29 protein-coding genes are annotated in these 24,306 nt (G+C 36.3%); 22 read left to right on the top strand and 7 right to left on the bottom strand.

Features of this window, described 5'->3' with window-relative positions:
- The first annotated feature begins 12 nt into the window (after positions 1–12).
- From ACJ5H0_RS04340 to ACJ5H0_RS04370, 7 genes are all read left to right on the top strand, one after another.
- Positions 13–726, top strand: coding sequence for an alpha/beta hydrolase-fold protein (locus ACJ5H0_RS04340; RefSeq protein WP_411247521.1), 714 nt, complete (start codon positions 13–15; stop codon positions 724–726).
- 84 nt (positions 727–810) lie between these two features.
- Entirely contained in the window at positions 811–1,734 is a 924-nt protein-coding gene (locus tag ACJ5H0_RS04345) for an ATP-grasp domain-containing protein (RefSeq protein WP_411248061.1), read from the top strand.
- A 35-nt stretch (positions 1,735–1,769) separates the two neighbouring features.
- Entirely contained in the window at positions 1,770–2,888 is a 1,119-nt protein-coding gene (locus ACJ5H0_RS04350) for a carboxylate-amine ligase (protein WP_172278560.1), read from the top strand.
- A 31-nt stretch (positions 2,889–2,919) separates the two neighbouring features.
- Complete coding sequence (locus ACJ5H0_RS04355; RefSeq protein ID WP_411247528.1) at positions 2,920–3,759, top strand: type 1 glutamine amidotransferase; 840 nt, start codon at positions 2,920–2,922, stop codon at positions 3,757–3,759.
- Between the two features lie 70 nt (positions 3,760–3,829).
- The gene (locus ACJ5H0_RS04360) at positions 3,830–4,453 is read left to right on the top strand and encodes a hypothetical protein (RefSeq protein ID WP_411247533.1); all 624 of its coding nucleotides are present in this window, start codon (positions 3,830–3,832) and stop codon (positions 4,451–4,453) included.
- A 58-nt stretch (positions 4,454–4,511) separates the two neighbouring features.
- On the top strand, positions 4,512–5,015 hold the full coding sequence (locus tag ACJ5H0_RS04365; RefSeq protein WP_411247538.1) for a hypothetical protein: 504 nt from the start codon (positions 4,512–4,514) through the stop codon (positions 5,013–5,015).
- 24 nt (positions 5,016–5,039) lie between these two features.
- Positions 5,040–5,489, top strand: a complete 450-nt coding sequence (locus ACJ5H0_RS04370) for a hypothetical protein (RefSeq protein WP_172278565.1) — start codon at positions 5,040–5,042, stop codon at positions 5,487–5,489.
- A gap of 42 nt (positions 5,490–5,531) precedes the next feature.
- Here the strand turns inward: ACJ5H0_RS04370 and cphA are convergent, their stop codons facing one another.
- Positions 5,532–8,159, bottom strand: a complete 2,628-nt coding sequence (cphA, locus tag ACJ5H0_RS04375) for a cyanophycin synthetase (protein WP_172278567.1) — start codon at positions 8,157–8,159, stop codon at positions 5,532–5,534.
- A gap of 199 nt (positions 8,160–8,358) precedes the next feature.
- Here cphA and ACJ5H0_RS04380 point away from each other — a divergent pair, with 199 nt between their 5' ends.
- The 3 genes from ACJ5H0_RS04380 to ACJ5H0_RS04390 all read left to right on the top strand — a co-directional run bounded on the left by ACJ5H0_RS04380 (position 8,359) and on the right by ACJ5H0_RS04390 (position 10,548).
- Positions 8,359–9,246, top strand: coding sequence for a cyanophycinase (locus ACJ5H0_RS04380; RefSeq protein ID WP_172279675.1), 888 nt, complete (start codon positions 8,359–8,361; stop codon positions 9,244–9,246).
- A 124-nt stretch (positions 9,247–9,370) separates the two neighbouring features.
- The gene (locus tag ACJ5H0_RS04385; RefSeq protein WP_411247547.1) at positions 9,371–10,213 is read left to right on the top strand and encodes an isoaspartyl peptidase/L-asparaginase; all 843 of its coding nucleotides are present in this window, start codon (positions 9,371–9,373) and stop codon (positions 10,211–10,213) included.
- A gap of 98 nt (positions 10,214–10,311) precedes the next feature.
- Positions 10,312–10,548, top strand: coding sequence for a YtxH domain-containing protein (locus ACJ5H0_RS04390; RefSeq protein ID WP_172278571.1), 237 nt, complete (start codon positions 10,312–10,314; stop codon positions 10,546–10,548).
- Between the two features lie 50 nt (positions 10,549–10,598).
- On the opposite strand, the gene ACJ5H0_RS04395 is transcribed toward ACJ5H0_RS04390, so the two are convergent.
- Positions 10,599–11,399, bottom strand: a complete 801-nt coding sequence (locus tag ACJ5H0_RS04395) for a class I SAM-dependent methyltransferase (protein ID WP_411247553.1) — start codon at positions 11,397–11,399, stop codon at positions 10,599–10,601.
- Positions 11,400–11,459: 60 nt separating this feature from the next.
- Complete coding sequence (locus tag ACJ5H0_RS04400) at positions 11,460–12,122, bottom strand: GNAT family N-acetyltransferase (protein ID WP_411247558.1); 663 nt, start codon at positions 12,120–12,122, stop codon at positions 11,460–11,462.
- Positions 12,123–12,281: 159 nt separating this feature from the next.
- Between ACJ5H0_RS04400 and ACJ5H0_RS04405 the strand changes: the two genes are divergently transcribed.
- Positions 12,282–13,223, top strand: a complete 942-nt coding sequence (locus tag ACJ5H0_RS04405; RefSeq protein WP_411247559.1) for a ketopantoate reductase family protein — start codon at positions 12,282–12,284, stop codon at positions 13,221–13,223.
- Between the two features lie 53 nt (positions 13,224–13,276).
- On the opposite strand, the gene hisS is transcribed toward ACJ5H0_RS04405, so the two are convergent.
- The 4 genes from hisS to ACJ5H0_RS04425 all read right to left on the bottom strand — a co-directional run bounded on the left by hisS (position 13,277) and on the right by ACJ5H0_RS04425 (position 16,377).
- Entirely contained in the window at positions 13,277–14,644 is a 1,368-nt protein-coding gene (gene hisS, locus ACJ5H0_RS04410; protein ID WP_306612568.1) for a histidine--tRNA ligase, read from the bottom strand.
- Positions 14,645–14,736: 92 nt separating this feature from the next.
- On the bottom strand, positions 14,737–15,369 hold the full coding sequence (locus ACJ5H0_RS04415) for an MgtC/SapB family protein (RefSeq protein WP_411247562.1): 633 nt from the start codon (positions 15,367–15,369) through the stop codon (positions 14,737–14,739).
- 203 nt (positions 15,370–15,572) lie between these two features.
- Positions 15,573–16,028 carry an HRDC domain-containing protein gene (locus ACJ5H0_RS04420; RefSeq protein WP_228456952.1) on the bottom strand — a complete coding sequence of 152 codons (456 nt, stop codon included), beginning with the start codon at positions 16,026–16,028 and terminating at the stop codon, positions 15,573–15,575.
- Between the two features lie 13 nt (positions 16,029–16,041).
- Positions 16,042–16,377 (bottom strand): single-stranded DNA-binding protein, encoded by a 336-nt coding sequence (locus ACJ5H0_RS04425; RefSeq protein WP_172278583.1) that lies wholly within the window; start codon positions 16,375–16,377, stop codon positions 16,042–16,044.
- 172 nt (positions 16,378–16,549) lie between these two features.
- On the opposite strand from ACJ5H0_RS04425, the gene ACJ5H0_RS04430 reads away from it, so the two are divergent.
- The 11 genes from ACJ5H0_RS04430 (at position 16,550) to ACJ5H0_RS04480 (ending at position 24,091) form a co-directional block, all read left to right on the top strand.
- Positions 16,550–17,446 carry an arginase family protein gene (locus ACJ5H0_RS04430; RefSeq protein WP_411247567.1) on the top strand — a complete coding sequence of 299 codons (897 nt, stop codon included), beginning with the start codon at positions 16,550–16,552 and terminating at the stop codon, positions 17,444–17,446.
- A gap of 10 nt (positions 17,447–17,456) precedes the next feature.
- On the top strand, positions 17,457–18,053 hold the full coding sequence (locus tag ACJ5H0_RS04435; RefSeq protein ID WP_411247571.1) for an HPP family protein: 597 nt from the start codon (positions 17,457–17,459) through the stop codon (positions 18,051–18,053).
- A gap of 4 nt (positions 18,054–18,057) precedes the next feature.
- Positions 18,058–18,402, top strand: a complete 345-nt coding sequence (locus tag ACJ5H0_RS04440) for a hypothetical protein (protein WP_411247574.1) — start codon at positions 18,058–18,060, stop codon at positions 18,400–18,402.
- A 25-nt stretch (positions 18,403–18,427) separates the two neighbouring features.
- Entirely contained in the window at positions 18,428–19,057 is a 630-nt protein-coding gene (locus ACJ5H0_RS04445) for an NAD-dependent epimerase/dehydratase family protein (RefSeq protein ID WP_411247576.1), read from the top strand.
- On the top strand, positions 19,017–19,334 hold the full coding sequence (locus tag ACJ5H0_RS04450) for a DUF1731 domain-containing protein (protein ID WP_411247579.1): 318 nt from the start codon (positions 19,017–19,019) through the stop codon (positions 19,332–19,334). Before ACJ5H0_RS04445 ends, ACJ5H0_RS04450 begins: the two co-directional genes overlap by 41 nt.
- An 86-nt stretch (positions 19,335–19,420) precedes the next feature.
- Entirely contained in the window at positions 19,421–21,217 is a 1,797-nt protein-coding gene (locus ACJ5H0_RS04455; protein WP_411247582.1) for an excinuclease ABC subunit UvrA, read from the top strand.
- 10 nt (positions 21,218–21,227) lie between these two features.
- Positions 21,228–21,677, top strand: coding sequence for an ATP-binding cassette domain-containing protein (locus tag ACJ5H0_RS04460; protein ID WP_411247585.1), 450 nt, complete (start codon positions 21,228–21,230; stop codon positions 21,675–21,677).
- A 120-nt stretch (positions 21,678–21,797) separates the two neighbouring features.
- Positions 21,798–22,379, top strand: coding sequence for a Crp/Fnr family transcriptional regulator (locus ACJ5H0_RS04465; protein ID WP_411247588.1), 582 nt, complete (start codon positions 21,798–21,800; stop codon positions 22,377–22,379).
- A 68-nt stretch (positions 22,380–22,447) separates the two neighbouring features.
- Positions 22,448–22,807: a DUF4406 domain-containing protein gene (locus ACJ5H0_RS04470; protein ID WP_273648222.1), complete on the top strand. Its 360-nt coding sequence runs from the start codon at positions 22,448–22,450 to the stop codon at positions 22,805–22,807.
- Positions 22,794–23,375, top strand: coding sequence for a GDP-mannose pyrophosphatase NudK (gene nudK, locus ACJ5H0_RS04475; protein ID WP_273648223.1), 582 nt, complete (start codon positions 22,794–22,796; stop codon positions 23,373–23,375). The genes ACJ5H0_RS04470 and nudK overlap by 14 nt, the downstream gene beginning before the upstream one ends.
- A gap of 185 nt (positions 23,376–23,560) precedes the next feature.
- Positions 23,561–24,091 carry a hypothetical protein gene (locus ACJ5H0_RS04480; protein ID WP_411247594.1) on the top strand — a complete coding sequence of 177 codons (531 nt, stop codon included), beginning with the start codon at positions 23,561–23,563 and terminating at the stop codon, positions 24,089–24,091.
- Positions 24,092–24,306 lie beyond the last annotated feature (215 nt).

The raw sequence follows: 24,306 nt of genomic DNA on the forward strand, positions 1-24,306 counted from the left end.
ATTATTCCAAGCATGCCACATATACAACATACTGATTATTATTCAAATATATTGGGAATAAGCATTAAGGTAGAAGTAACAGGACATTACGGCTATCCTATCATCATGTTCCCTACTTCGCAGGGATTGTATACCCAGAATCATGATTTCCACCTCAACGGAAGCATCAACTGGTTTGTAGAACAGGGTAAGGTAAAGCTGTATAATCTTCAGACTATTGACAGCTGGAGTTTTTATGATGATGCTATATCGCCGCAACAAAGAATAAAAAATTATGAAAGGTATGTTCAGTTTCTTATTCAGGAATTTGTCCCTTATATTCAGAAATTACATAAAACACACCGGGTTGCTATAGCCGGTGCCAGTTTCGGAGGATACCATGCTGCAAATTTTGCATTCCGGTTTCCTGATGTCATCTCACATTTATTCTGTCTTTCCGGGGCATTTACGATCCGGAATTTCATGGACGGATATTCTGATGATCTTGTATATTATAATTGCCCCAGAGAGTTCGTCAAAAATGATGAGGCCTGGAAATATAAACATATGCATATTGTCTTAAGTACTTCTGATCAGGACATTTGTAAGGATAAAAACCTTGAAATGGCAGCAATCCTTCAATCAAAAGGAATAGATTACTGGTATGATGAAAGAAAATGGATCAATCACGACTGGCCGTTGTGGAGAATGGTATTTCCGACGTTCATCAGCACATTTTTTTCCTGAAAAATCAGGTTCTGACAATCATTTATTAGTATAAAACAATAAAAATAACAATTATGAAAAAAAAAGGTGGGAATTCTATTTGGTATGGAGGATACATTTCCCTGGGCATTTATCGATAAAGTAAATGAGCTGGGAAGTGGCGAGATTATAGCAGAACCTGTCCATATTGATAAACTTGAACAAGGGGCTGATTATGGTTATGCTGTTATTATAGACAGGATTTCCCATGATGTTCCCTTCTACAGGGCATACCTCAAAAATGCTGCACTGAATGGGACCTATATTATCAATAATCCGTTCTGGTGGAGTGCTGATGAAAAATTTTTCAATAATGCACTGATGACAAAACTGGGAATTCCTCTTCCCAAAACGGTATTATTACCTTCTCACGAAAGGCCAACCAATACTACGGAAACATCATTCAGAAACTTAAAATTTCCTCATGACTGGGAATATATATTCGATTATGTAGGTTTTCCTGCTTATATGAAACCTCACGACGGAGGGGGCTGGAGAAATGTGTATAGAATTGAAAATCCGGAAGATTTATGGAATAAACTGGGTGAAACAGAACAACTCGTGATGATGGTTCAGGAAGAGATTATTTTTGATGATTACTACAGGGTATATTGCCTGGGCAGGAAATACGTTCATATCATGCCTTATGAGCCACGAAATGAGCCTCATTTAAGATATGCAACCAATCATCAGACTAATGGTGAAGAACTGGAAAAACTATTGAAGACCATTCACGATTATACCATAACAATGAATGAGGCCTTAGGATATGATTTCAACACCGTGGAATTTGCAGTACGGGATGGAATTCCTTATGCTATTGATTTTTGTAACCCTGCGCCTGACGCCGACAGAAATTCTGTAGGAGAAGAAAATTTTGCATGGATTGTGGAACACGCTGCTCTGTTTGCGATTGAAAAAGCCAAAGAATATGTTCCAGGAAAGCCTAATATTTCCTGGGGAAATTTTGTAAAAGACTCTATACGATAGATCAGTGAAAGAGAAAATAAAAAAACACTAAAAGGATGCACCAGTTTACTATAGGAATCGAAGAAGAGTATCAGATAATTGATGTTGAAAGCAGGGATCTTATTTCTCATGTTTCTAAAATTATTGAAGGTGGGAAAGCTGTTTTAAGTGAAAATTTAAAACACGAAATGCATGAATCCATGATTGAAATGGAAACAGGGATCTGCCAGAATATTCAGGATGCAAGAACTGAGCTCACGAATTTAAGAAGGCATCTCATCAATATCGCCCATGAACAGGGGCTCAGGGTATCAGGAGGAGGAACCCATCCTTTCTCCCATTGGTCGGACAATTCCATTACCCAGGGTGAACGTTATGTAAAAATTGTAGATGATATGGGAGATGTAGCCCGGGAAAATCTCATTTTCGGTCTTCATGTTCACATTGGTATTCCCAATCGTGAAGAGGGAGTAAGAATTCAAAACGTAATGCGATATTTTCTTCCCCATGTTTACGCCCTATCAACCAATTCTCCGTTTTGGATCGGAAGAAATACAGGTTTTAAATCATACAGACAAGAGATCTTTGTCAAATTCCCAAGAACAGGGATACCAAGCTATTTCAACTCATTGGCTGAATTTGACAGCTATGTAGACCTTTTGGTGAAAACAGGAACGATTGATAACGCCAAAAAAATATGGTGGGATCTTCGGGTACATCCATTCTACCCTACTATTGAATTCAGAATCTGTGATATGCCGTTAAGGATTGATGAAACGGTTTGCCTGGCTGCCATTATGCAGAGTTTAGTGGCCAAAATTTATAAACTTCACAAGCAAAATTTAAGTTTCAGAAGTTATAGAAGGCTTTTATTAAACGAAAATAAATGGCGCGCTTCAAAAAGTGGTATAGAAGCGCATCTTATCGACTTTGGTAAAGAGGAATCGGTGCCATATCCGGATCTCCTGAAAGAACTGCTGGAATTTATAGATGATGTAGTTGATGAGTTAGGATGCAGAAAAGAAGTAGAATACGCATGGAAAATACTGGAAAACGGAACCGGTGCAGACAGGCAGCTTCAGATCTTCAGGGAAACAGGAGACCTTACTAAAGTGGTAGATTATATGATCTCCGAAACAGAATACGGCATTACCCACGGCGAAATCATTTCATGATATTTTTGGTAACTTTGCAAAAATATGATGTATGAAAGATATTAGAATTGCTCTGTTGGACATGAACAACAATCATGTTAACCAAGGATTTAGAAATATTAAAGAAATTTCTGAAGCCTTCAGGCAAAATTCTGAAGAAAATGTAAGCATTGAGGTATTTGATGTACGATACAAAGATGAAATTCCGGATATCAGAGATTTTGATATTTTCATTTCATCCGGAGGGCCGGGAAATCCTCATAAAGAAGGTTTGGACTGGGAAATAAAGTACTCTGATTTTTTAGATGCCGTATATAACCATAATAAAGAAAAGGAGGATAAGAAATATTTGTTTCTCATATGCCATTCGTTTCAGATAGGAAGTATTCACTGGAATCTGGGAAATGTATGTCCAAGAAAATCTTACTCTTTTGGAGTAATGCCTATCCACAAGACAGAGGAAGGAGAACGTGAATTCTTATTTAAAAATCTTTCAAATCCTTTTTATGGTGTAGATTCGCGGGCATTTCAGTTTATAGAACCGGACCATGATCGTTTTGAGGAATTAGGAATGAAGATCGTTGCAATAGAAAAATTCCGACCTCACATAAACCTTGAACGGGCTGTTATGGCAGTTCGCTTCTCAGAAGAGATCTTTGGAACACAGTTTCATCCCGAAGCAGATCCGGCGAGCATGCTTGAAAATCTAAAAGATGAAAAGAACAGAGCTGCGATGATAGAAAACTTCGGAAGAGAGAAATATCTTGAAACACTTGACCGCATTGATGATGAAGACAAAATTGTTTTGACAAGAGCACAGATCCTTCCGGCATTTTTACAGTTTGCGAAAAAAAAATATTCTGAAGAGAACAGGTGTAATTGCTTGAAATAAAAAGTAAATAAACGCAACCTCATAAATCGAGCAATTTTGCTCGATTTTTTAAAATCACAAAGAAAAAAATATGATCCCAAAATACAGAAAGCAATTTAATAAAGATTTTTCGCAGGAAAAATACAATCAAGTTAAAGATATTCTTACGCAAAAAAGCGGTATTGAGCCTGCATTCAGAATTTCAGAAAGTCCATTTTTTCTTACTAAAGAATTTGAAACCAAACTCATTGACGCCAGTGAAAGCATTATCGATCAGATAAAGGCTTTACCTAAAGAAATTCTTCAGAAAGCTATCCCGGAGAATTGTAAAGTTCCCAATGATACAGATCAGCCTCACTTCTTCACCATTGACTTTGGTGTTTGTAAAAATGAAAATGGAGAGATTGAGCCACAATTGATAGAACTACAGGCCTTTCCTTCGTTGTATGCTTTTCAGAAAACTTTTGAAAATACTTTTTGTGAAGTTTATCCCTTTCTTTCAGCAATTAAGAATCCCATGTCTGCTGACCAGTTCACTCATTATTTGAAAGAGTTAATTATCGGAGATGAAAATCCGGAAAATGTAATTCTTCTCGAGATTTTTCCCGACAAACAAAAGACGGCAATAGATTTTGCGCTGACTGAAAAACTACTCGGAATAAAAACAGTTTGCCTTACTAAAGTAAAAAAAAGAAGGAAGAAAACTATACTATGAGGATAATGGCAGACAAATTCAGATAAAAAGGATTTATAATCGTGTTATTTTTGATGAATTGGACAGAATTCCGGGTCTTACTCTTGAATTCGATTTTCGAGAAGAGGCAGATGTTAAATGGATCACTCATCCCAATTGGTTTTTTAAAATTTCAAAATACCTTTTACCTTTATTACGACATCAGTTTGTTCCTAAAAGCTACTTCCTCCATGAGTTTCCCGAGCATGAGAATCTTGAAAATTATGTTTTAAAACCTTTATTTTCATTTGCAGGTAGTGGTGTAGAACTCAATCCTACCTTTGAAATAACAGATTCTATTACAGATAAGGAAAATTATATATTACAACGGAAAGTACAATACGAACCTGTTTTTGAAGATATCAATGGTGAATTTTCAAAAGCAGAGATCCGTTTATTGTATATTTGGCGGGAAAATGATGAACGTCCTATCTTACTTGAGAATCTTGGCAGAATGACCAAAGCTGCCATGGTGAATGTAGATTTTAATAAAAAAGATGCCATCTGGATCGGTAGTTCTAATGTATTCTTTGGAGAAATGTAAAAATAATTAAAACAACATCTGTTTATGGAACAAAATTCCGCTTTTGAAGAGTTTGATAATACCACTAAAAGGCGCGACCTATTACCGGTATGGATCAAGATCTTTACCTGGTTTTTCTTAATTGGAGGGTCTGTAGCATCCCTGATACTAATTGCAGGATTTTTCCTGACAAATGTATCATTATCAATTTACGGAATCAAAGCCAATCATCCTTATACTATTCCTGGTCTCATCGTTTGTATTCTTTTAATTTTTAAGGCCATTGTAGCTTATGGACTTTGGTTTGAAGAAAAATGGGGTCCAAAAACAGCAATTATTGATGCTATTATAGGTATTATAGTTTGCATTGTCATGATGGTAGTTATTCCTTTCGTTAATTCAAACATCAGCTTCACCATTAGACTAGAATTAATCCCTCTCTATTTTTATCTGATGAAAATGAGGGAGATTGAGAAGAGATGGACAAGCTTATAAAAGAAAAACCTCCAAATGGAGGTTTTTTCATTATATTCTTAATCAGATTTTATCGTCTTCCAGCAATTCTTTAGCCTGATACTCCTGGACAAGATCAATCGCATTTGAAATCACATCGCTCAGGGCAGTAATAAATGTTCCTTCTTCAGCCATTCCGATAGCATGTTTCAATGCCTCAATTTCTTTTGGAATAATCTCATAACTTACATCTCTTCCGGCTTCATTAATTCCGTCTATAATCAGACCGTTAATTTCCTCTTCTTTCCTTCCCCGAAGATGTTTTTCATTTCTTATGATAATGTAATCAAACATTCTCCCCGCAATCTTGCCGCATAACCGTATGTCTTCATCTCTCCGGTCTCCTACCCCTGAAATAATTCCAATTTTTTTGGTTGACTCTACATTTTTAAGATAATCTTCAATCGCCTCGTAGCCATTTGGATTATGGGCAAAGTCTATTAAAACCTTAAAATTTTTAAACTTAAATATATTCAATCTTCCCGGTGTAAGCTGTGCACTTGGAATAAATGTTCTAAGTGAATTTGAAATATCCTCAATACCAAAACCGTACAGGTAGCAGGCTAAACTTGCTGCCAGAACATTTGCGATCATGAATTTTGCCTTACCTTCCATTGTAATAGGAAAATCTTTAGCCCTTCCAATGCGGATCTTCCAGTCTCCTTTTTTAATGGTTACAAAGCCTTCTTCATACACACATGTAATTTTTCCTTCTTTCGCGAACTTCTTAATATACGAATTATTCTCGTCCAAGCTGAAAATTGCTACATTGCTGTCCAGATCATTTACAATTCGCATTGAATATTCATCATCGGCATTCATTACACTCCAGCCGCTTTTCTTTACACTATCCAATACTACTCTCTTTACTCTGGTAAGATCTTTTAGATTATGAATATCATTCATCCCCAAGTGATCTTCTTTAATATTGGTTAAAACGCCAATATCACACTGTGAAAAACCTAACCCTGAACGCAGAATTCCTCCTCTGGCAGTTTCTAATACCGCAAATTCTACAGTCGGATCTTTTAAAACAAATTCAGCGGAAAGCGGACCTGTGGTATCTCCTTTTGTAAGCATGGTATTCTGAATATAGATTCCATCTGAAGTTGTAAATCCAACTCTGTATCCGTTATTTTTAACAATATGGGAGATCAGTCTCGTCGTGGTTGTTTTACCATTAGTCCCCGTTACAGCTATAATAGGAATTGTAAAAGGTTTACCCTGTGGATACAGCATATCTACAACAGGAGCAGCCACATTCCTCGGAAGACCTTCACTTGGAGCAAGATGCATTCTGAATCCAGGAGCTGCATTTACTTCAATAATGGCCCCACCACTTTCTTTGAGTGGCTGAGTCAGATTTTCAGCCATGATATCGATACCACAAACATCAAGACCGATGATTTTAGAAATCCTTTCGGCCATGGTAATATTTTCAGGATGTACCATATCCGTTACGTCAATTGAGGTACCTCCCGTAGAAAGATTGGCAGTAGATTTCAGGAAAACGACTTCTCCTTTCTGAGGAACCGTCTCCAGTGTATACTGAAGCTTTTCAAGAAGCTCCATCGTATCCTTATCAATTTGTATTTCCGTTAAAACATTTTCATGACCATAACCTCTCCTCGGATCTTTGTTTTCCTTTTCAATCAGTTTTCCTATATCATGTTCTCCGTCACCTACCACGTGGGCAGGTACCCGTCTGGCTGCTGCAACCATTTTATTATTAATGACCAGAACCCTGAAATCATATCCTGTAATATATTTTTCAACGATCGTTTTTTTAGAATAGTTCTGGGCATGTTGCAGACCAATTTTAGCACTTTCCCAATCATTTACATTGATAGATGACCCTTTTCCATGATTACCGTCCAATGGTTTAAGAACAATCGGATATCCGATTTTTTTAATAACCTTTTCCAAGCCTTCTTCATCCGTTACAAGGTCACCTATGGGAACCGGAATTGCCGCATCATGAAGCATCTTTTTGGTAAGCTCCTTGTTACATGCAATATCTACCGCAATTGAGCTTGTTTTACCGGTAATCGTTGCCTGGAATCTTTGCTGGTTAACTCCGTATCCCAATTGTACCAGAGAATTGGTTCCTAATCTGATCCATGGAATTTTTCTGGAAACGGCTTCTTCTACGATACTCCCTGTAGAAGGACCTAAACGAACACGTTCCCTGATTTCCTTTAATTTATGAACGCATTCACTGATATCGTATTCTTTTCCTTCGATCAGGGCTTCAGCAATTTTTACGGCTTCTTCAGCAGCATAAATTCCTGCATTTTCTTCAATATAATCAAATACTACATTGTAAACTCCGGGAGTTTTTGTTTCACGGGTTCTTCCAAATCCGGTGTCCATTCCTGCCAGGGTTTGGATTTCGAGAGCGATGTGTTCAATAACATGTCCCATCCAGGTTCCCGTTTCTACCCTATGAAAAAAGCCTCCTCTTACGCCCTCCGAACAGCGATGGGTAATCAAGGAAGGTATCAATTTTTCTATACGCTCTCTGAACCCTTCAATCTTATTGGTAGGAAAATTCTCCATCTCTTCGAGGTCCAACCGCATCTGTATCAGCTTCTTCCTTCTGATGCTCCAAATATTTGGACCACGTAAGGCCTGTATCTTCTCAATTTTCATAGTCAATTTGCATTTTTCTTGATTAATAATAACATCTTCTAAAATCAAAGATAATGTAAAACCATAAACAAAACCATAGACCATTTAAAGATTTCCCAAAAAAATTAAATATTATTAACAATCTTAAAATCCTCAAAATCAATTTATGTATAATTGATATTTCCTCGAGTACTAATAATTTTTTAAATTTGCATACATGATGAAACCTGTTGGAAAATTAATTGTTATCGGAGGTGCTGTAAATAAAGGAAGTTTTGCAGAAACCGATTATGATCAGAACATAGAAAAAAACCTTAATTTTTTTGAAAGAGGTATTTTAAGAAAGATCATTAATGAGTCTAAGCTCAAAGAAAATTCTGTAATAGAAATCGTTACTACAGCTTCACAGATCCCTCAGATTGTAGGAACGGAATATAAGAAAGCATTTGAATTTCTGGGCGCAAAAAATGTCAACATTCTGGATATCCATAACCGGGAAGAAGCCAATTCTGATGCTATGGTAGCAAGAGCCAATGCAGCGGACGTGGTGATGTTTACCGGTGGGGACCAATTGCGGCTTACATCTATCCTTGGCGGGACAAGATTCCACGATACCATTCTTTTAAAATACCAGGAGCAGGATTTCATCTATTCCGGAACTTCTGCCGGAGCTGCTGCTGCTTCAGAAAACATGATCTATCAGGGTAGCAGCTCGGAAGCATTATTAAAAGGAGAAATAAAAACCACTCAGGGGTTAGGACTTATTGATAATGTAATCATTGATACCCACTTTGTACAAAGAGGACGCATCGGAAGACTTTTCCAGGCAGTTGTTAATAATCCAAGAACATTAGGAATTGGATTGGGAGAAGATACAGGTCTTTTTATACATAATGATGTAATGACTGCTGTAGGTTCGGGTCTTGTGATTATCGTGGATGGACGTTTTATCAAAGATACCAATCTTACCAATATCAATTTAGGCGAACCTATATCCATTGATAACCTTACCGTGCATGTCATGTCGATGAACGATCATTATGACCTTACCACAAGAACATTAACGATTGAGAATTCACAATTCAATCCTATCCCACAGGACAAATAATTTGATCCCGAAAAATTGAGAGTGAAGAATTGAAAGTTTTTAGTGTATATGAACTAAAAACCTTATAATTTATAGTCAATATAATCGTAAGTTTACCACCTTCAACTTTCATTTAAATAAAAATATGAAAATAATCATCCACGGTGGTTTCTTTTCCGAAAGTGACCAAAGCCATGAAGTAAAAGTTGCCAAACAAAATTCATTAAAAAATATTGCACAAAAAGCATTTGATTATCTGCAATCCAATTCAGCTTTTGATACCGTAGCGTATGCAGTATCTCTTCTTGAAGATGATGCCCTGTTCAATGCAGGAATAGGTTCCCAAATCCAAAGTGATGGTATCATTCGGATGAGTGCAGCGATCATGGATGGAGAAACACAGAAATTAAGTGGTGTTATTAATATTCAGGATGTTAAAAATCCCGTATTTGTAGCAAAGGATTTAATGAAGGAGGAAGATCGTGTTTTAGGAGGTAGTGGTGCAAAAAAATATGCTTCAGAACATGGTTTTCAAGATTTCTCTACAGAAATTCCCCAAAGAAGAAAAGAGTACGAAGCAAAAATCAATAACGGAGGAAAAGGAACTGTAGGCTGCGTAGCCATAGACAAGGATGGAAAACTTGCTGTTGCCACTTCAACCGGTGGAAAAGGATTTGAAATTCCCGGAAGAATTTCTGATTCAGCTACTGTTGCCGGAAATTACGCTAATTCATTTTGTGCGGTAAGCTGCACTGGTGTAGGTGAAGATATTGTAAGCAATGCTACAGCAACAAAAATTGTGACCCGGGTAACTGATGGAATGAAATTGAAAGATGCATTTCATAAAACCTTCGAGGAATTAAAAACTATTGATGGCTTTGCAGGTGCGATTGCTCTTGATAAAGATGGAAATATCTATCATCAGGACTCTTATCCTACGATGGTTTTTGCAAGTTTTGATGGTGAAAATTTTGAAATATTCAATTAATTTAACATTTTTTTTATTACTGCTTTCATTTTTTTGGCACGCAATTTACATGATACTAAACAACAAATTTTTAATATTAATTTAAAAAAATAGAAATCATGGGAAATAAGACAAACGGATTATTAGCTTTATTAGGTTTAGGTGCTTTAGCATATTGGAAGTACAAAAAATCCACACCAGAAGAACAACAAGCTGTAAAGGACAAAATCAACAACGTTAAGGACAATGTAAACAAGTGGGGAAATGATCTTAAGAACAAAGCAAATGATGTAGCATCCCAGGTTCAGGACAAAGTTGATGAGGCTAAAACAAAAGCTCAGGACTCTTTAAGTTAAAACAAGTTTTTTTTAACATTCATATACAGAAAAGTCATCGTAATACTTATTTACGATGACTTTTTTTGTGCTTCCAATGCAAATACCAAAGGTATATGATTTCCAAATTGCGGTATTCTCCATTTACCTTTCTCAGATTCTACAATGTGTTTAAAACAAGGATAGGGAGACCAGTCAAATTCCTGAAAGTCATTTATGGTCATGTTATTTTTAATTAGATTCTGGATAACCTCTGTCAATGAATGATTCCACATCACATATTCCTGAGTAATATCGGCTGATGGATCTGCATACGTTCCGTTATATGTTTCAATGATCGGTTTTTCATTGAAATAATTATAAGCAACCCTATTAAAGTCATCATCAAACATCCAGACAACAGGATGAAATTCTGCCATGATAAACTTCCCATCCGGTTTTAAAAAGTGAGCAATAACCTGCGCCCACTGATCCAGGTCGGGAAGCCATCCTATGGTTCCATAGCTTGTAAATACAATATCGAACTTTTCATCTAAAACATTGGGAAGATCGTAAACATCAGAGCAAATAAATTCAGTATCGGTTCCACACTTCTTCGTCAAATCTCTTGCAGTGGCAATAGCTTTGTCAGATAGATCAATTCCGGTAACCACAGCTCCTAGCCTTGATAATGATATTGAATCCTGTCCAAAATGGCATTGCAAATGCAGGATCTTTTTTCCTTCAATATTTCCTAAAAGATCGAGTTCTATGGAATTGAGTGAACTTCTTCCATTTAAAAACTCATCAACAAAATAAAAGTCCGATTTAAGATGGGGTTCCACCTTAGCATTCCAGGAGTTTCTGTTAATTTCTAAATAATTCTTTTCCATGATTGAACATATAAGTGCTATGATGTGTATTGTAAACAATATTAATTATAATTCCCCGAATCAGTCATCCAGAGAATCATCGGATGGAATCACAATAGAAGTGTAAGGACTGTAAATCTCCCACCCTAAAGTTTCATATAATGATTTACCCTCTGTAGTGGCCACCAGAAAATTATTCCGGGCGCCTTTTGACAGTGCTATTTTTTCAAGTTCTTTCATTAGTAAAGAAGCAAGTCCTTTTCTTCTGTGTTTCTCATCTGTAATGATCTGATCATACACAGCCATATCATCAACAATAGCAACTCTTCCTATCGCTCCCTGCTCATTTCCATTTTTGGTCATTACCCTTACAACATGCGTAGAATTATACACGTCATGATGAATCGTGTAGTCATCTGGGAGACAACGCTTTAAAGCAACCATGGGATGAAAACATGACATCATATACTGGTCACCCTGAATTTTCCATTTTGAGGGGATTTTATCCTTAAAAGTTTCAAAAGTTGAGGAAACTTTCAGGTATACCCATGGTTCATCAATTATCTTCGACAGCTGAATAAAATCATCATTAGGTTCAGAAAACAGATATCGCTTTTTCTGCATAGGAGCATTGACATCAACAGTAAAACCGGATTTATATGGAACCGGTAAAGGTAATTCTCTTGATAACGACCATCCTTTCAACCACTTTTCTAATATTTCGGCTGAAGCTTTATTTTTCATGATAAGGCTATTAAAAATGTTGACATAAATATAATAATTGATTGATCTTATCTCACAATAAATATAGATTATATACATCTCAAAATATTAAAATAAATCACCATCTTTAACATAGTGTATTATGAAAGGCCAGGTTTTAAACAGATAAAAAATAATTTCATGAATAAAAAACATATTGTAATCATAGGTTTAGGAGGTGTAGGGGGCTATTTTGGCTTTAAAATAAGCCAGAATAATGAAACTTTCCACCAATATATCATATCATTTGTTGCAAGAGGTGAAACCTATAAAAAAGTGAAAGCGGAGGGCTTGACCTTAATTTCCACTGAACACCGATATAGTAAAACATGGGCTAATTCAGTTTATGAAAATATCGGGGAAATTGTAAAACCTGATCTTGTATTGATTTGTGTAAAAGAATACGACCTGGAAAGAGTTTGTCAAGAACTGAAAGAAGTCATTACTGAAAATACCATTTTATTACCTATGATGAATGGTGCTGATATTTATGACAGAATAAGAAAAATAATTCCTGCTCATGTTATATTGCCTTCATGTGTTTATGTGGCTTCTCATATAAAAGAAAAAGGAGTTGTAGAACATAAAGGGAAAACTGGAAAGTTGATTATTGGCAGGGATCCACAAAATTTTTCCCAAAACATAGATTGGGTAATCAATGTTCTCAAAGAAAGCAGGATCGATTTTGATTTTAAAGATGATGCCTTAACTGATATCTGGACCAAATTTACTTTTATAGCAAGTTTCGGACTGGTAACAGCTAAATACAACTCCTCTATTGGTACCGTTTGTACAGATCCTGCACAAAAAAATGAGGCAGAAGAAATAATGAAGGAAATAAAAGCAATTGCAGATAAAAAGGGGATTTTCCTTGAAGATAATATCATTGAGAATACTTTTGAAAAAGCATCAGCATTTCCTCATGAAACTCCTACTTCCCTTCAATTGGATATTAATTCCGGAAAAAAAGAAAGTGAACTGGAATTATTTGCAGGAGCAATTATCAAATACGGAAATGAAAACGGAATCAAGGTACCTTTTACTCAAAAAATATATGATGAAATAAAGGCTAAGATAAAATAAAAAAAGAGTCTTCTTATCTTGATAAGAAGACTCTTTTTAGTTATTAATCTAGACTATCCCAAAAACTCTTCCAAAGAAACTGTTTTTTGCTCTCCGGCTTCAAGGTTTTTAAAAGTCACTGTTCTGTTTTTAATCTCTTCTTCACCCAGGAATACCAGGTTTTTAATTCCCTTTTTTTCCGCATAAGTGAATTGCTTATTAATTTTTGCACTTTCAGGATAAAGCTCGGCAGAAATCCCCTTTGCTCTGAGTTGAATAATCAGCTTTAGAGCTTCAAGTGTTTCTTCCCCTCCGAAATTAGCAAACAAATATTCTACTTTCGACGCAGCCTCTTCCGGGAAAAGACCTAGCTCTTCCATAACCAGATAAATCCTGTCTAATCCGAAAGAAATACCGATACCCGGAATATTTTTAACCCCGAATACAGCCGTAAGATTATCATATCTTCCACCACCACCGATAGAACCCATTTGAGCTTCATCAGCTTTCACTTCAAAGATAGCTCCTGTATAATAATCCAACCCTCTTGCTAATGTAATGTCGAAAACAAGGTTCTGCAAGTCTACGCCAAGACTTAAAGATTGCGTAAGAACAAACTCCAGTTCCTCTACTCCTTTCAATCCTATTTCATTTCCTACAAATTTTTCCTTCAGCTGAAGAAGGTTTTCCAAAGCATCATCCGATTGAGAGAATAAGAAATCTAGTTTATCGATAGATTCCGGGGAAATTCCTCTTTCTAGCAATTCCTTGATTACACCGTCTTTTCCAATCTTATCCAATTTATCAAGTGCTACAGTAAAATCAATAAGCTTATCTGTAATTCCTGCATATTCTGCCAATCCGGAAAGGATTTTCCTGTTGTTGACATGAATCGTTACCGAAACTTTCAAGTCTGAGAAAGATTTCAGATACAGCTGAATCAGCTCTACTTCCTGTAAAAGACTTTCACTGCCTACTACATCGGCATCACACTGGTAAAACTCCCTGAACCTTCCTTTTTGAGGGCGGTCAGCTCTCCAAACCGGTTGAATCTGATATCGTTTGTATGGAAATGTTAATTGCCCGTGATTCATTGCCACGAATCTCGCAAAAGGTACGGTAAGATCATAGCGAAGAGCTTTGTCCGTAAGACTTTCTGAACTGAAAGGCTTATCCAATGCTTTTTGAAAATCGGTAAGCATCTGTGTCTTTTTATCTTCTTTAGCTTCATTGATGCTCGAGTTCAGAATCTTAAAAATTAACCGATCTCCCTCTTCTCCATATTTCCCCGTTAATGTCGAAAGATTTTCAAAACTTGGTGTCTCCAAAGGCTGGAATCCAAATAATTGAAAGTTATTCTGTAAAATATTAATGATATATTTTCTTCTTGAAACTTCCTGTGCGGTAAAATCTCTCGTTCCTTTTGCTAAGCTTGGCTTCATTCTATAATAGGTAAATGATAAATAATAATTGATAAGTCTTGCAAAAATAAGGAATTGAAAGGACTTTTTAAATTCCGGAAGATTTTAATTATTTAAAATTTGAACTCATCAATTCCCTTATCATTAAACAGTATTTTTGTACAAGCCTCATGATTTTTCAAAGCTCCCTGTACACGCCATATGATCGTATATTTCTCTCCGATCCTCATCTGTTTACCCCTGCTCGATTTTAGTCCGTATTCTTTGAAAAGGGCTTCATATTTATCCACCACTTCATCATTATAAGAAAGGGTAATCTGATAAGTATAGCGGGTTGTAATCCTATCGATAACGTTCTGTATGTATTTGAAAAGGACCAAAAGTAAAACTACAGATATGGAACCGATCAGAGCTTCCTTATAATATTCCGCACCTATCGTCATACCCAGTGCCGCACAAATCCAAATAGTCACAGCTGTTGTAAGTCCGGATACCCTGTTTTCCTCCTTAAAAATAACTCCCGCCCCTACAAAGCCGATTCCTGTAATAATATTAGCTGCAATCCGATCCGGACTTCCCTCGACACCAAGACTCAAAGATAGCATGGTAAACATACACGAACCCAATGTCACTAATATCATTGTCCTAAGTCCTGCAGATTTTAACTGGTACTCTCTTTCGATCCCGATGATTCCTCCAATTACAATCGAAAATACTATAGGGAGTATATCGTTTATACTAATCATTTATCTTTTTTTTGCCTATGTCAAATTATTATTTTTTTGTTTTATTTACAAATGTCTTATAAAAAAATATTATCAGTTTTCAGTACGTGTGCCCATTATTTACCGGTAGGTTTCATAACATAAATAGGTATGGAAAAAGCTGAAGGAATACAGATCCCCCAGCTTTTCATTGTTTCACAATTTGTGTTTGATCAATTAGTAAATCAGATACTTTCCAGAATTTCTATAATCTCTTCACCATAGTTTTCTATTTTATGTTTTCCGAAACCTTTGATGTCTAATAATTCTGCTTTTTTTGCCGGTTTATATTTTGCTACGGATAACAGCTCTTTATTACTGGCTATAAAATAAATTGGGAGATTTTGCTCTCTTGCTTTTTCCGATCTCCATAATTTCAGGGCATCGAGAATTTTTTCTTCATCCCTATTCAGCATTTCATTTTCTGCCGAATATTTTACACTTTTGGATTCTTTTACAGCAGATACTCCTGCTTTCAGTTCTTCGAAGTATAAGACAACTGACCAGTAAAGCTCGTCGTGTACAAAAGCGGTTTCCGTTTTAATAATTTCATGATTTCCGAGAAAATCGTCCAATGCCTGCTGATCTGTATACAGATACTCTTCGGGCAGCCTTATTTTAAAAACTTTTACTCTCATCATCTGTGTTTTTGTATTATTTATTACCCCCTAACAGCAGGATTTCATCAACCCTTATTTCTGTAATATACCTTTTTACACCATCTTTATCATCGTAAGATCTGTAGGTAAGCTTTCCCTCAATAGCGATTTCTTTTCCTTTGGGAACATACTTCTGAAGGATCTCCGCAACTTTTCCAAAGGCAATCAGATTATGCCATTGTGTTTCTTCTACTTTTTCACCTTTTGCATTGGTGTAGTGATCACTCGTTGCTAAAGACACGCTTGCTTTTACATTCCCACTGTCGAAGTTGATCATTTCTACTTCTTTTCCTGTGTAACCGATTAATGTTACTTTGTTTCTTAGTGACATAACTATAAATTTTAAAGATTAATATTATCAGATAAGAGACGTTCACTGCTTTCTCAAATCTCTGTTGCAAAGATTGCCATCCCAGCCCATTAAAGTCGGTTATAAACTATTTAAATTCATTTGTAGTCGTTTGTAAACGGATAATCCGTACCTTTGATTAAATATTCATGGTATGAAAAAAGAGATCAACATCTTTGAATTTCCTTTTAATTTAGGCCTTACTAAAAAAGAACATGAAACAGAGCCCGGAGTAAGAAAACTTCCGGATTGGCTTCGAAAACTTAATTTTCATGCTAAGCTCCATCCTAAGAATATTTTGAGACTTAATGGTCCTGACTATGCAATGGATTTTGATGAAGAAACCCAGGTAAAAAATCCAGATCGAATCATTGAATATGCCCAAAAGCAATCTGACCTGATCCTGAAAAACTATGATAAAGACACCCTCAATGTAATCATTGGCGGTGACTGCAGTATTTTAATAGGAACTGCAATCGCCCTTAAAAAGCTGGGAAATTTTGGTTTGTTTTATCTTGACGGGCATACTGACTATATTCCACCTGAACTTTCACCAAGTGGTGGCGTAGCCGGAATGGATCTGGCTATCGTTTCAGGAATGGGACATCAAAAACTCACCAATATTCGTGGCCTGAGGCCCTATTTTCTTGAAGAAAACATCTTCTGTGTAGGGAATGCAGAAACAGACGATGAAGACTATGTAAACCAGGTTATTAATTCAGGCGTTCATTATTATGATCTGGAAAGTCTACGTAAAAATGGTTTCAGCAAAACGGCTGAAGATTTTTTAAAAATGGTTCAACAGAAAGGTTTGGATGGTTTTTTCATTCATTTCGATGTTGATGTATTGAATGATCAGATTATGCCGGCTGTTGATAGCAGAACAGAAGATGGAATCGACTATAATAACCTCCGGGAAATTCTGACTCCATTGATTGAGAATGACCAATGTTTTGGAATAGAAATTACTATATTAGACCCTGACTACGATAAGCAAGGCGTCTACACAAAGGCATTTGTTGAAAATTTAACCCAGATAATAAAAAAATAAAGAAGAATTCATGAAGCAGAAAATAAAAAGAACACTAAGGGTTTCGAAATATGTAATTTATAAAGAAACGCTCGTCGATTACAAAGAACATTTCTGGTCTTTTTTAGGTGCATTTTTTGGAATCGGAATCATTGCATTCATCCAGTCGCACTATCTTTTGGAACAGGAGAACATTTTTCTGATCGGCTCGTTCGGGGCATCCAGCGTTTTAATCTATGGAGCCATTCAAAGTCCGTTGGCACAACCCCGGAATCTTGTAGGAGGTCACCTTCTTTCTGCATTGGTGGGTGTAACGATTTATAAAATAGTTCCCGACGTATTATGGCTGTCAGCTCCGTTGGCTGTTGCGTTTTCAATCGTTCTGATGCAGTATACGAAAACCCTGCATCCACCCGGTGGTGCTACAGCGTTGATCGCCGTTACCTCATCAGGAAAAATTCCGGAACTGGGATATTGGTATGCATTATCTCCTGTTCTATCGGGGTGTATCATCCTGCTTCTTGTTGCTTTATTTTTCAATAATATTACTTCCAACAGAAGTTATCCCAACCATACAAGATTTCTGCGGTTGTTAAAGAAAAAGCATCAACACAAAATGAAAAAATAATATTATGAATTGTCTAGAATGTGGCGAAAAGATCATCGGAAGATCAGACAAAAAATTCTGCAATGACGCCTGCCGCAACGCCTATAACAATAAGCAGAATAAAGACTCCAATAACCTGATGCGGAACATTAATAATAAACTTCGCAAAAACTACCGTATTCTTACGGAAATAAACGTGGAAGGTAAAACAAAAATTTCACGTTCAAAGCTGGATGGCTTAGGTTTTGATTTCGATTACATCACTAACATTAAAGTTTATAAAAACGGTTCGGAATATAAATTTATTTACGATTACGGTTATAAACTTTTGGAAGATGATTTTGTATTGATTGTAAAAAATCAAAACTAAGAATACACCACCAAAATTAATATCTATGAAAGAAGTTGTTTTAATTACCGGAGCTAATGGAATGGTTGCCCGAGAGCTATCAAAAAAGATAGATCCGGAATATACGGTCCGGTTGCTGACCCGGAAAAAGACCAAAGACAATGAATACGAATGGGATATTAGTAATAGGACAATTGATGATTCGGCATTTGAAAATATCAGTCATATCATTCATCTTGCTGGAGCCAATATTTCTGAAAAAAGATGGTCGGATGACAGAAAAAAAGAGATTATTTCCAGCCGGATTGATTCTGCAAAACTTATTCTTGATACTTTAAAAAAGAAAAACATCAAGTTAAAATCTTTTATATCAGCTTCCGCCACGGGAATTTATGGAGCTTATACTTCACAGAAAATTTTCTCAGAGGAAGATGAAAAAGCCGATGATTTCCTTGGAAAGGTAGTTATGCTTTGGGAGCAAGCTGCTGATGAATTTCTTAGTCAGAATGTTGCAGAAAGAGTTGTTAAAGTAAGAACATCCATCGTACTATCTGAAAAAGACGGAGCCTTAAAAAAAAATGGCAACTCCCGTGCGGCTGGGAATCGGTTCACCCATTGGAACCGGAAAACAATATATGCCGTGGATTCATCTGAAAGATATCATCGGTATATATGAATTTGCTCTAAAAAATCCTCAGCTAAAAGGAGCTTATAATGCTGCATCACCACAACATACAACCAACGAACAGTTTACGGAAAAAATTGCAGAGGTTTTACACAAACCTTTGTTTATGCCTAATGTTCCTGCATTTGTACTGAAGATCATTTTTGGAGAGCTTTCTGTTGCTTTACTGGAAGGCTCAAGGGTTGATTCCCAAAAAATTCAGAATGCAGGCTATCGGTTTCAGTTTCCTGATCTGAGAGATTCGCTGGAAGATTTACTGAAGAAATAAGATCCACGGTCTTTTCTCAGAGGATACATAAAGAGAAAGTATCTGTTAATATTGAAGTATCTGATTTCATATCTAAATACCACATTATGAAAGACATCATTGTTACCAAAGCCAGACAGAATAATCTTAAAAATATCTCCTTAAAAATACCTAAGAACAAAATCACCGTTTTCACCGGAGTATCGGGATCAGGAAAATCATCCCTGGTTTTTGAAACAATCGGGGCTGAAGCTCAGAGGCAGATCAATGAAACCCAAAATAGCTTCATCAGAAACCGCCTGCAACATTTTGGTGTTCCGAATGTAGATAAAATTGAAAATCTGAATGTTCCATTTATCATCAATCAAAAGAGATTAGGAGGTAACGCCCGTTCTACAGTGGGAACCGCAACCGATATTTATGCTTCTTTACGATTACTTTTTTCAAGAATCGGTGAGCCTTTTGTGGGATATTCCAATGTATTTTCATTTAATAATCCCCAGGGAATGTGTCCTGAATGCGAAGGTCTTGGATTTGTACAAACGGTAAATACTGAAACTCTCTTTGATAAAAATAAATCCCTAAACGAAGGTGCTATACGGTTTCCTACTTTTCAACCCGGTGGCTGGCGGCTGACCCGATATATTCATTCCGGATATTTTGACAATGATAAGAAATTAAAGGACTATACAAAAAATGAATGGGAATTATTACTGAATGCTGAAGAGCACACTCCTAAACATCCTTCAAAAGAATGGGGGAAAACGGTTAAGTATAAAGGAGTAATTCCAAGGATTGAAAACTCATTTTTAAAAAAGGACTCAAAAGAGAATATCACCAGGAAAGAAACGCTGAAAAAAGTAATCATTACTAAAGATTGCCCGGTCTGCAAAGGAAAAAGATTGAATCCAAAAGTTTTGTCCTGTAAAATTGCTGATAAAAACATTGCCGATTGTACAGCATTATCAGTGGATGAACTTCTGGTATTCATCCAGTCCATCCCCTCCAAAACCTACTCTTCCATCCTATCGGAGCTGAAAAAAAAACTTCAGAATCTCATCGATATAGGATTGCAGTATCTCACGCTGGACCGGCAGACAGATACTCTGTCCGGAGGTGAATCTCAACGGGTAAAAATGGTAAAACAGTTAGGAAACAGTCTTGTCGATCTGTTGTATATTTTTGATGAACCCAGTATTGGTCTTCATCCCAAAGATATTGATCATATTGTAGACATTATAAAGAAAATCAGAGATAAAGGAAATACAGTATTGATCGTAGAACATGATCCTGATCTTATTAAAATAGCAGACCTTGTCGTAGATATGGGACCTGCATCCGGAAAAAATGGAGGCGAGATTATGTACCAGGGAACTTTTAAGAATCTAAAAACGGCTAAAAGCAAAACCGGAATCTATTTCAGCAAAATTCCAGATTATAATAAAAATCCCCGATCAGCAAAAGGATTTATTGAAATAAAAAACGGAAGTATGTTTAATGTTAAAAATATTGACATAAAAATCCCGAAAGGAGTTATGACGGTTGTAACGGGAGTTGCAGGTTCCGGTAAAAGCACGCTGATCAATAAAATACTCCCTCTTTTTTATCCGGAATTAACCGTCATTGATCAATCTGTTTTTACGGCCAGCAGCCGTTCCAACCTACTTACTTATCTCAATCTTTCCAATACGGTCCGAAAGCTCTTTGCAGAATCAAACAATGTTTCGGATAAGCTTTTCAGCCGGAACGGAGAGGGCGCCTGTCCCAATTGTAAAGGTCTCGGAATAGAAAAAGTGGACCTCGCATTTATGGATGATATTGAGCAACCTTGCGAAGTTTGTCAGGGATCAGGATACAAGCCCGAAGTTCTTCAATATCATTATCACAAAAAAAAATATTGCTGAAGTGATGGATATGACCGTTTTAGAAGCGCTAAGTTTTTTTCCCAAACAAGGATTCGGACATGAGCTTACACTGCTGATCAAACTTGGTTTAGATTACCTTACTTTAGGCCAGCGACTCGACAGTTTTTCCGGCGGTGAAAGGCAGCGTCTAAAATTAACCAAAGAATTAAACCATACTGCCAGGGTTATAGTTCTGGATGAACCCAGCACCGGACTTCATCCTATCGACAATGAAAAGTTGCTTTTATTTTTTGAGGAGCTTGTGAATAAAGATAACACCCTTATCGTCATTGAACATAATCTGGATATTATTGCTCAGGCAGACTGGATTATTGACATTGGTCCCGGAGCCGGAAAGTTGGGTGGTAAAATTATGTTCGAAGGGACTGTAGAACATCTTTTATCCGCTTCCCAGTCCCAAACGTCTAAATATCTGAAAAAACATCTCCATGGAAAATAGTAAGATATGATCTATATCGATCAAAATCTCTCAATTTAAAGGCATTTTACAGGATTTGTTGGAAAATAAATATTAATTTAGCCCGTACATTACAGAGAAATTAAAGGTCATCTGATAACCATGAATAACAGCTTAATCTTAAGGAATATATCCCGACATATATCGCTCAGCGATGATGAAGCCAATTACTTCAATTCTTTGTTACGCGAAAGGAAAGTCAGAAAAAAAGAATGTATCCTGAAACAGCAGGAAGCCTGTAAAGAAATCAGCTTTGTTCATTCGGGCCTACTGCGTGCTTTTTATTTGGATGCGACAGGTAAAGAATCCACAATTATGTTTGCCCTTCCTGATTGGTGGATCACTGATATGTATTGTTTCGTTAATGAAAAACCCGCTATGCTGAATATTGAAGCACTCGAGGATAGTTTTATTTTTCAATTGAAAAAAGGAGATCTGGACAAATTGTACTATACGGTTCCGAAATTTGAAAGATTCTTCAGAATTATGATGCAGAATGCTTATACCAGGGAACAGCTAAGGATCATTGAAAATCTCTCCCTGTCTTCAGAAGAACGTTATAATGCCTTTATCCGGAAATATCCTGTGGCGGCAGAACGTATTACCCAAAAGCAAATCGCTTCTTATCTTGGGATCACGCCCGAATTTCTAAGTACCATAAAAACCAATAAAAATAAAAAATGAATACTCTTAAACTATCTTATTTTTTTTTACATGGTTTCTTTCTTTATTTTACTTAAAAATAAAAGATAATGCTAATATTAATTGCCGGACCTTACCGAAGTGGTACCCACGATGATCCAAAACTCATCAAACAAAATCTGAATAAACTAGAATCAGCAGCATTGCCTATTTTCAGGAAAGGTCATATCCCGATGATAGGTGAATGGGTGGCATTACCACTGATACACCTTGCCGGTTCAACAAAGATAGGTGATGAAGCTTGGCAGGAAATACAATATCCGATTGCCCACAGAATTCTGGAAAAATGTGATGCTGTATTACGGATAGAAGGAGCATCCAAAGGAGCTGATGAGGATGTAAGAATTGCTCAAGAAAGAGGACTGAAAATTTATTATCATATAGAAGATATTCCCTATGCAGAACAATAAAGTGAAAATCATAAAGACTGAAATCTTATCAGATAACTGGTACACCCTGAAAAAGGTTACCTATGAAAAGATAAAAAACGACGGATCAGTAGAAATCCAAAGCAGAGAAGCTTACGACAGAGGAAACGGTGCCACGATCCTGCTTTACAATAAAAATACAAATACGGTTATTCTGACAAAGCAATTCCGATTACCTACGTTTATTAATGGAAATTCAACAGGAATGCTTATAGAAGCCTGCGCAGGTTTACTGGATGATGACAATCCTGAAGATTGTATCAGAAGAGAAACCGAAGAAGAAACAGGCTACCAGATTTCGCGGGTAGAAAAAGTTTTTGAATCTTATATGTCTCCGGGGTCAGTAACTGAAATTCTTCATTTTTTCATTGCGGAATATTCTAAAGAAATGAAAATAGCAGATGGTGGTGGCCTTGAAGAAGAAGGTGAAGATATTGAAGTGCTGGAGTTATCTTTCGGTGAAGCATTGCAAATGATCGATAACGGGGAGATCAAAGATGCAAAAACAATCATGCTCCTTCAATATCTTCGTGTAAAAAATATTTTGTAGCATCATCTTTGCTGCTAAAAAACTAATATCATAAAAACTGAATTTAAAATAAAATAAGTATTTTTCATTCTTGGTTTCTTAGCCTTAGAATTTCCCGAAAAGGATGTGAGAAGTACACTTAAAATTTAAAAATATGAAACGGAAATTTTCATTGATTATCTTATTATCGTTATCATTAGCTGCCTTTGGTCAAAAAAAAAGAAAGTGTAAGCATTAAGGAAAAAGCACTTACCGAGCAGTTCAAAAATGATTATAAAAAGAAGACTTATAACAAATTTGAAGGAAAGATCGTTGTGAAAGATAATCAGATACAATTTGATGATAAAACCATTTTCTATGATAAATCGGATAAACTAACAAGTTTAATTTTACGGGAAGGACTTATCTATCCGCAACTCCTGACCGATTATCAAATGGAAAAATTCATAGAGGAAAGTACCGACAAAACCCAGAAAAGATTTCTGCGTCTTCAGAAAAATCCCCGTGCCGGTTTCGATGTCAATAATGTAAAATTAAGCAATACCATAGAACTAACGTTCCTCGAATCCAGCCTGAAGGCCAAAAGATTCAGAGTGACCTGCAAGGATAGTAAACTGGGCAATTTAATTCAATATCTTTTTGAACTGACTAATAAAAATGCAGGTAAAGAAACTTCTATGGAAGAGTTTGTTAAAAATTCAACTTTGACCTACCTGCAGCAGCAGAGGCTAGATTAGAAGATCTTTAATTATAGCAGTGTCAGATGATTTTAAAAATTTCAAGCATCAAACAGCTTAATGTAATTTTCTTATTATTTTCAATTTATCAGATAATTGCACTAGTGTCGCTTTTTGGATGCTACCCTTCAGATATATTTTACTGTCAATATTCTATTTATGGTTTGATGATAACATATCCCATTTCAGTTGTTAGCTTTATGATTAGATTTGCT

Source organism: Chryseobacterium proteolyticum, from assembly GCF_046591535.1.
GTDB lineage: Bacteria > Bacteroidota > Bacteroidia > Flavobacteriales > Weeksellaceae > Chryseobacterium > Chryseobacterium proteolyticum.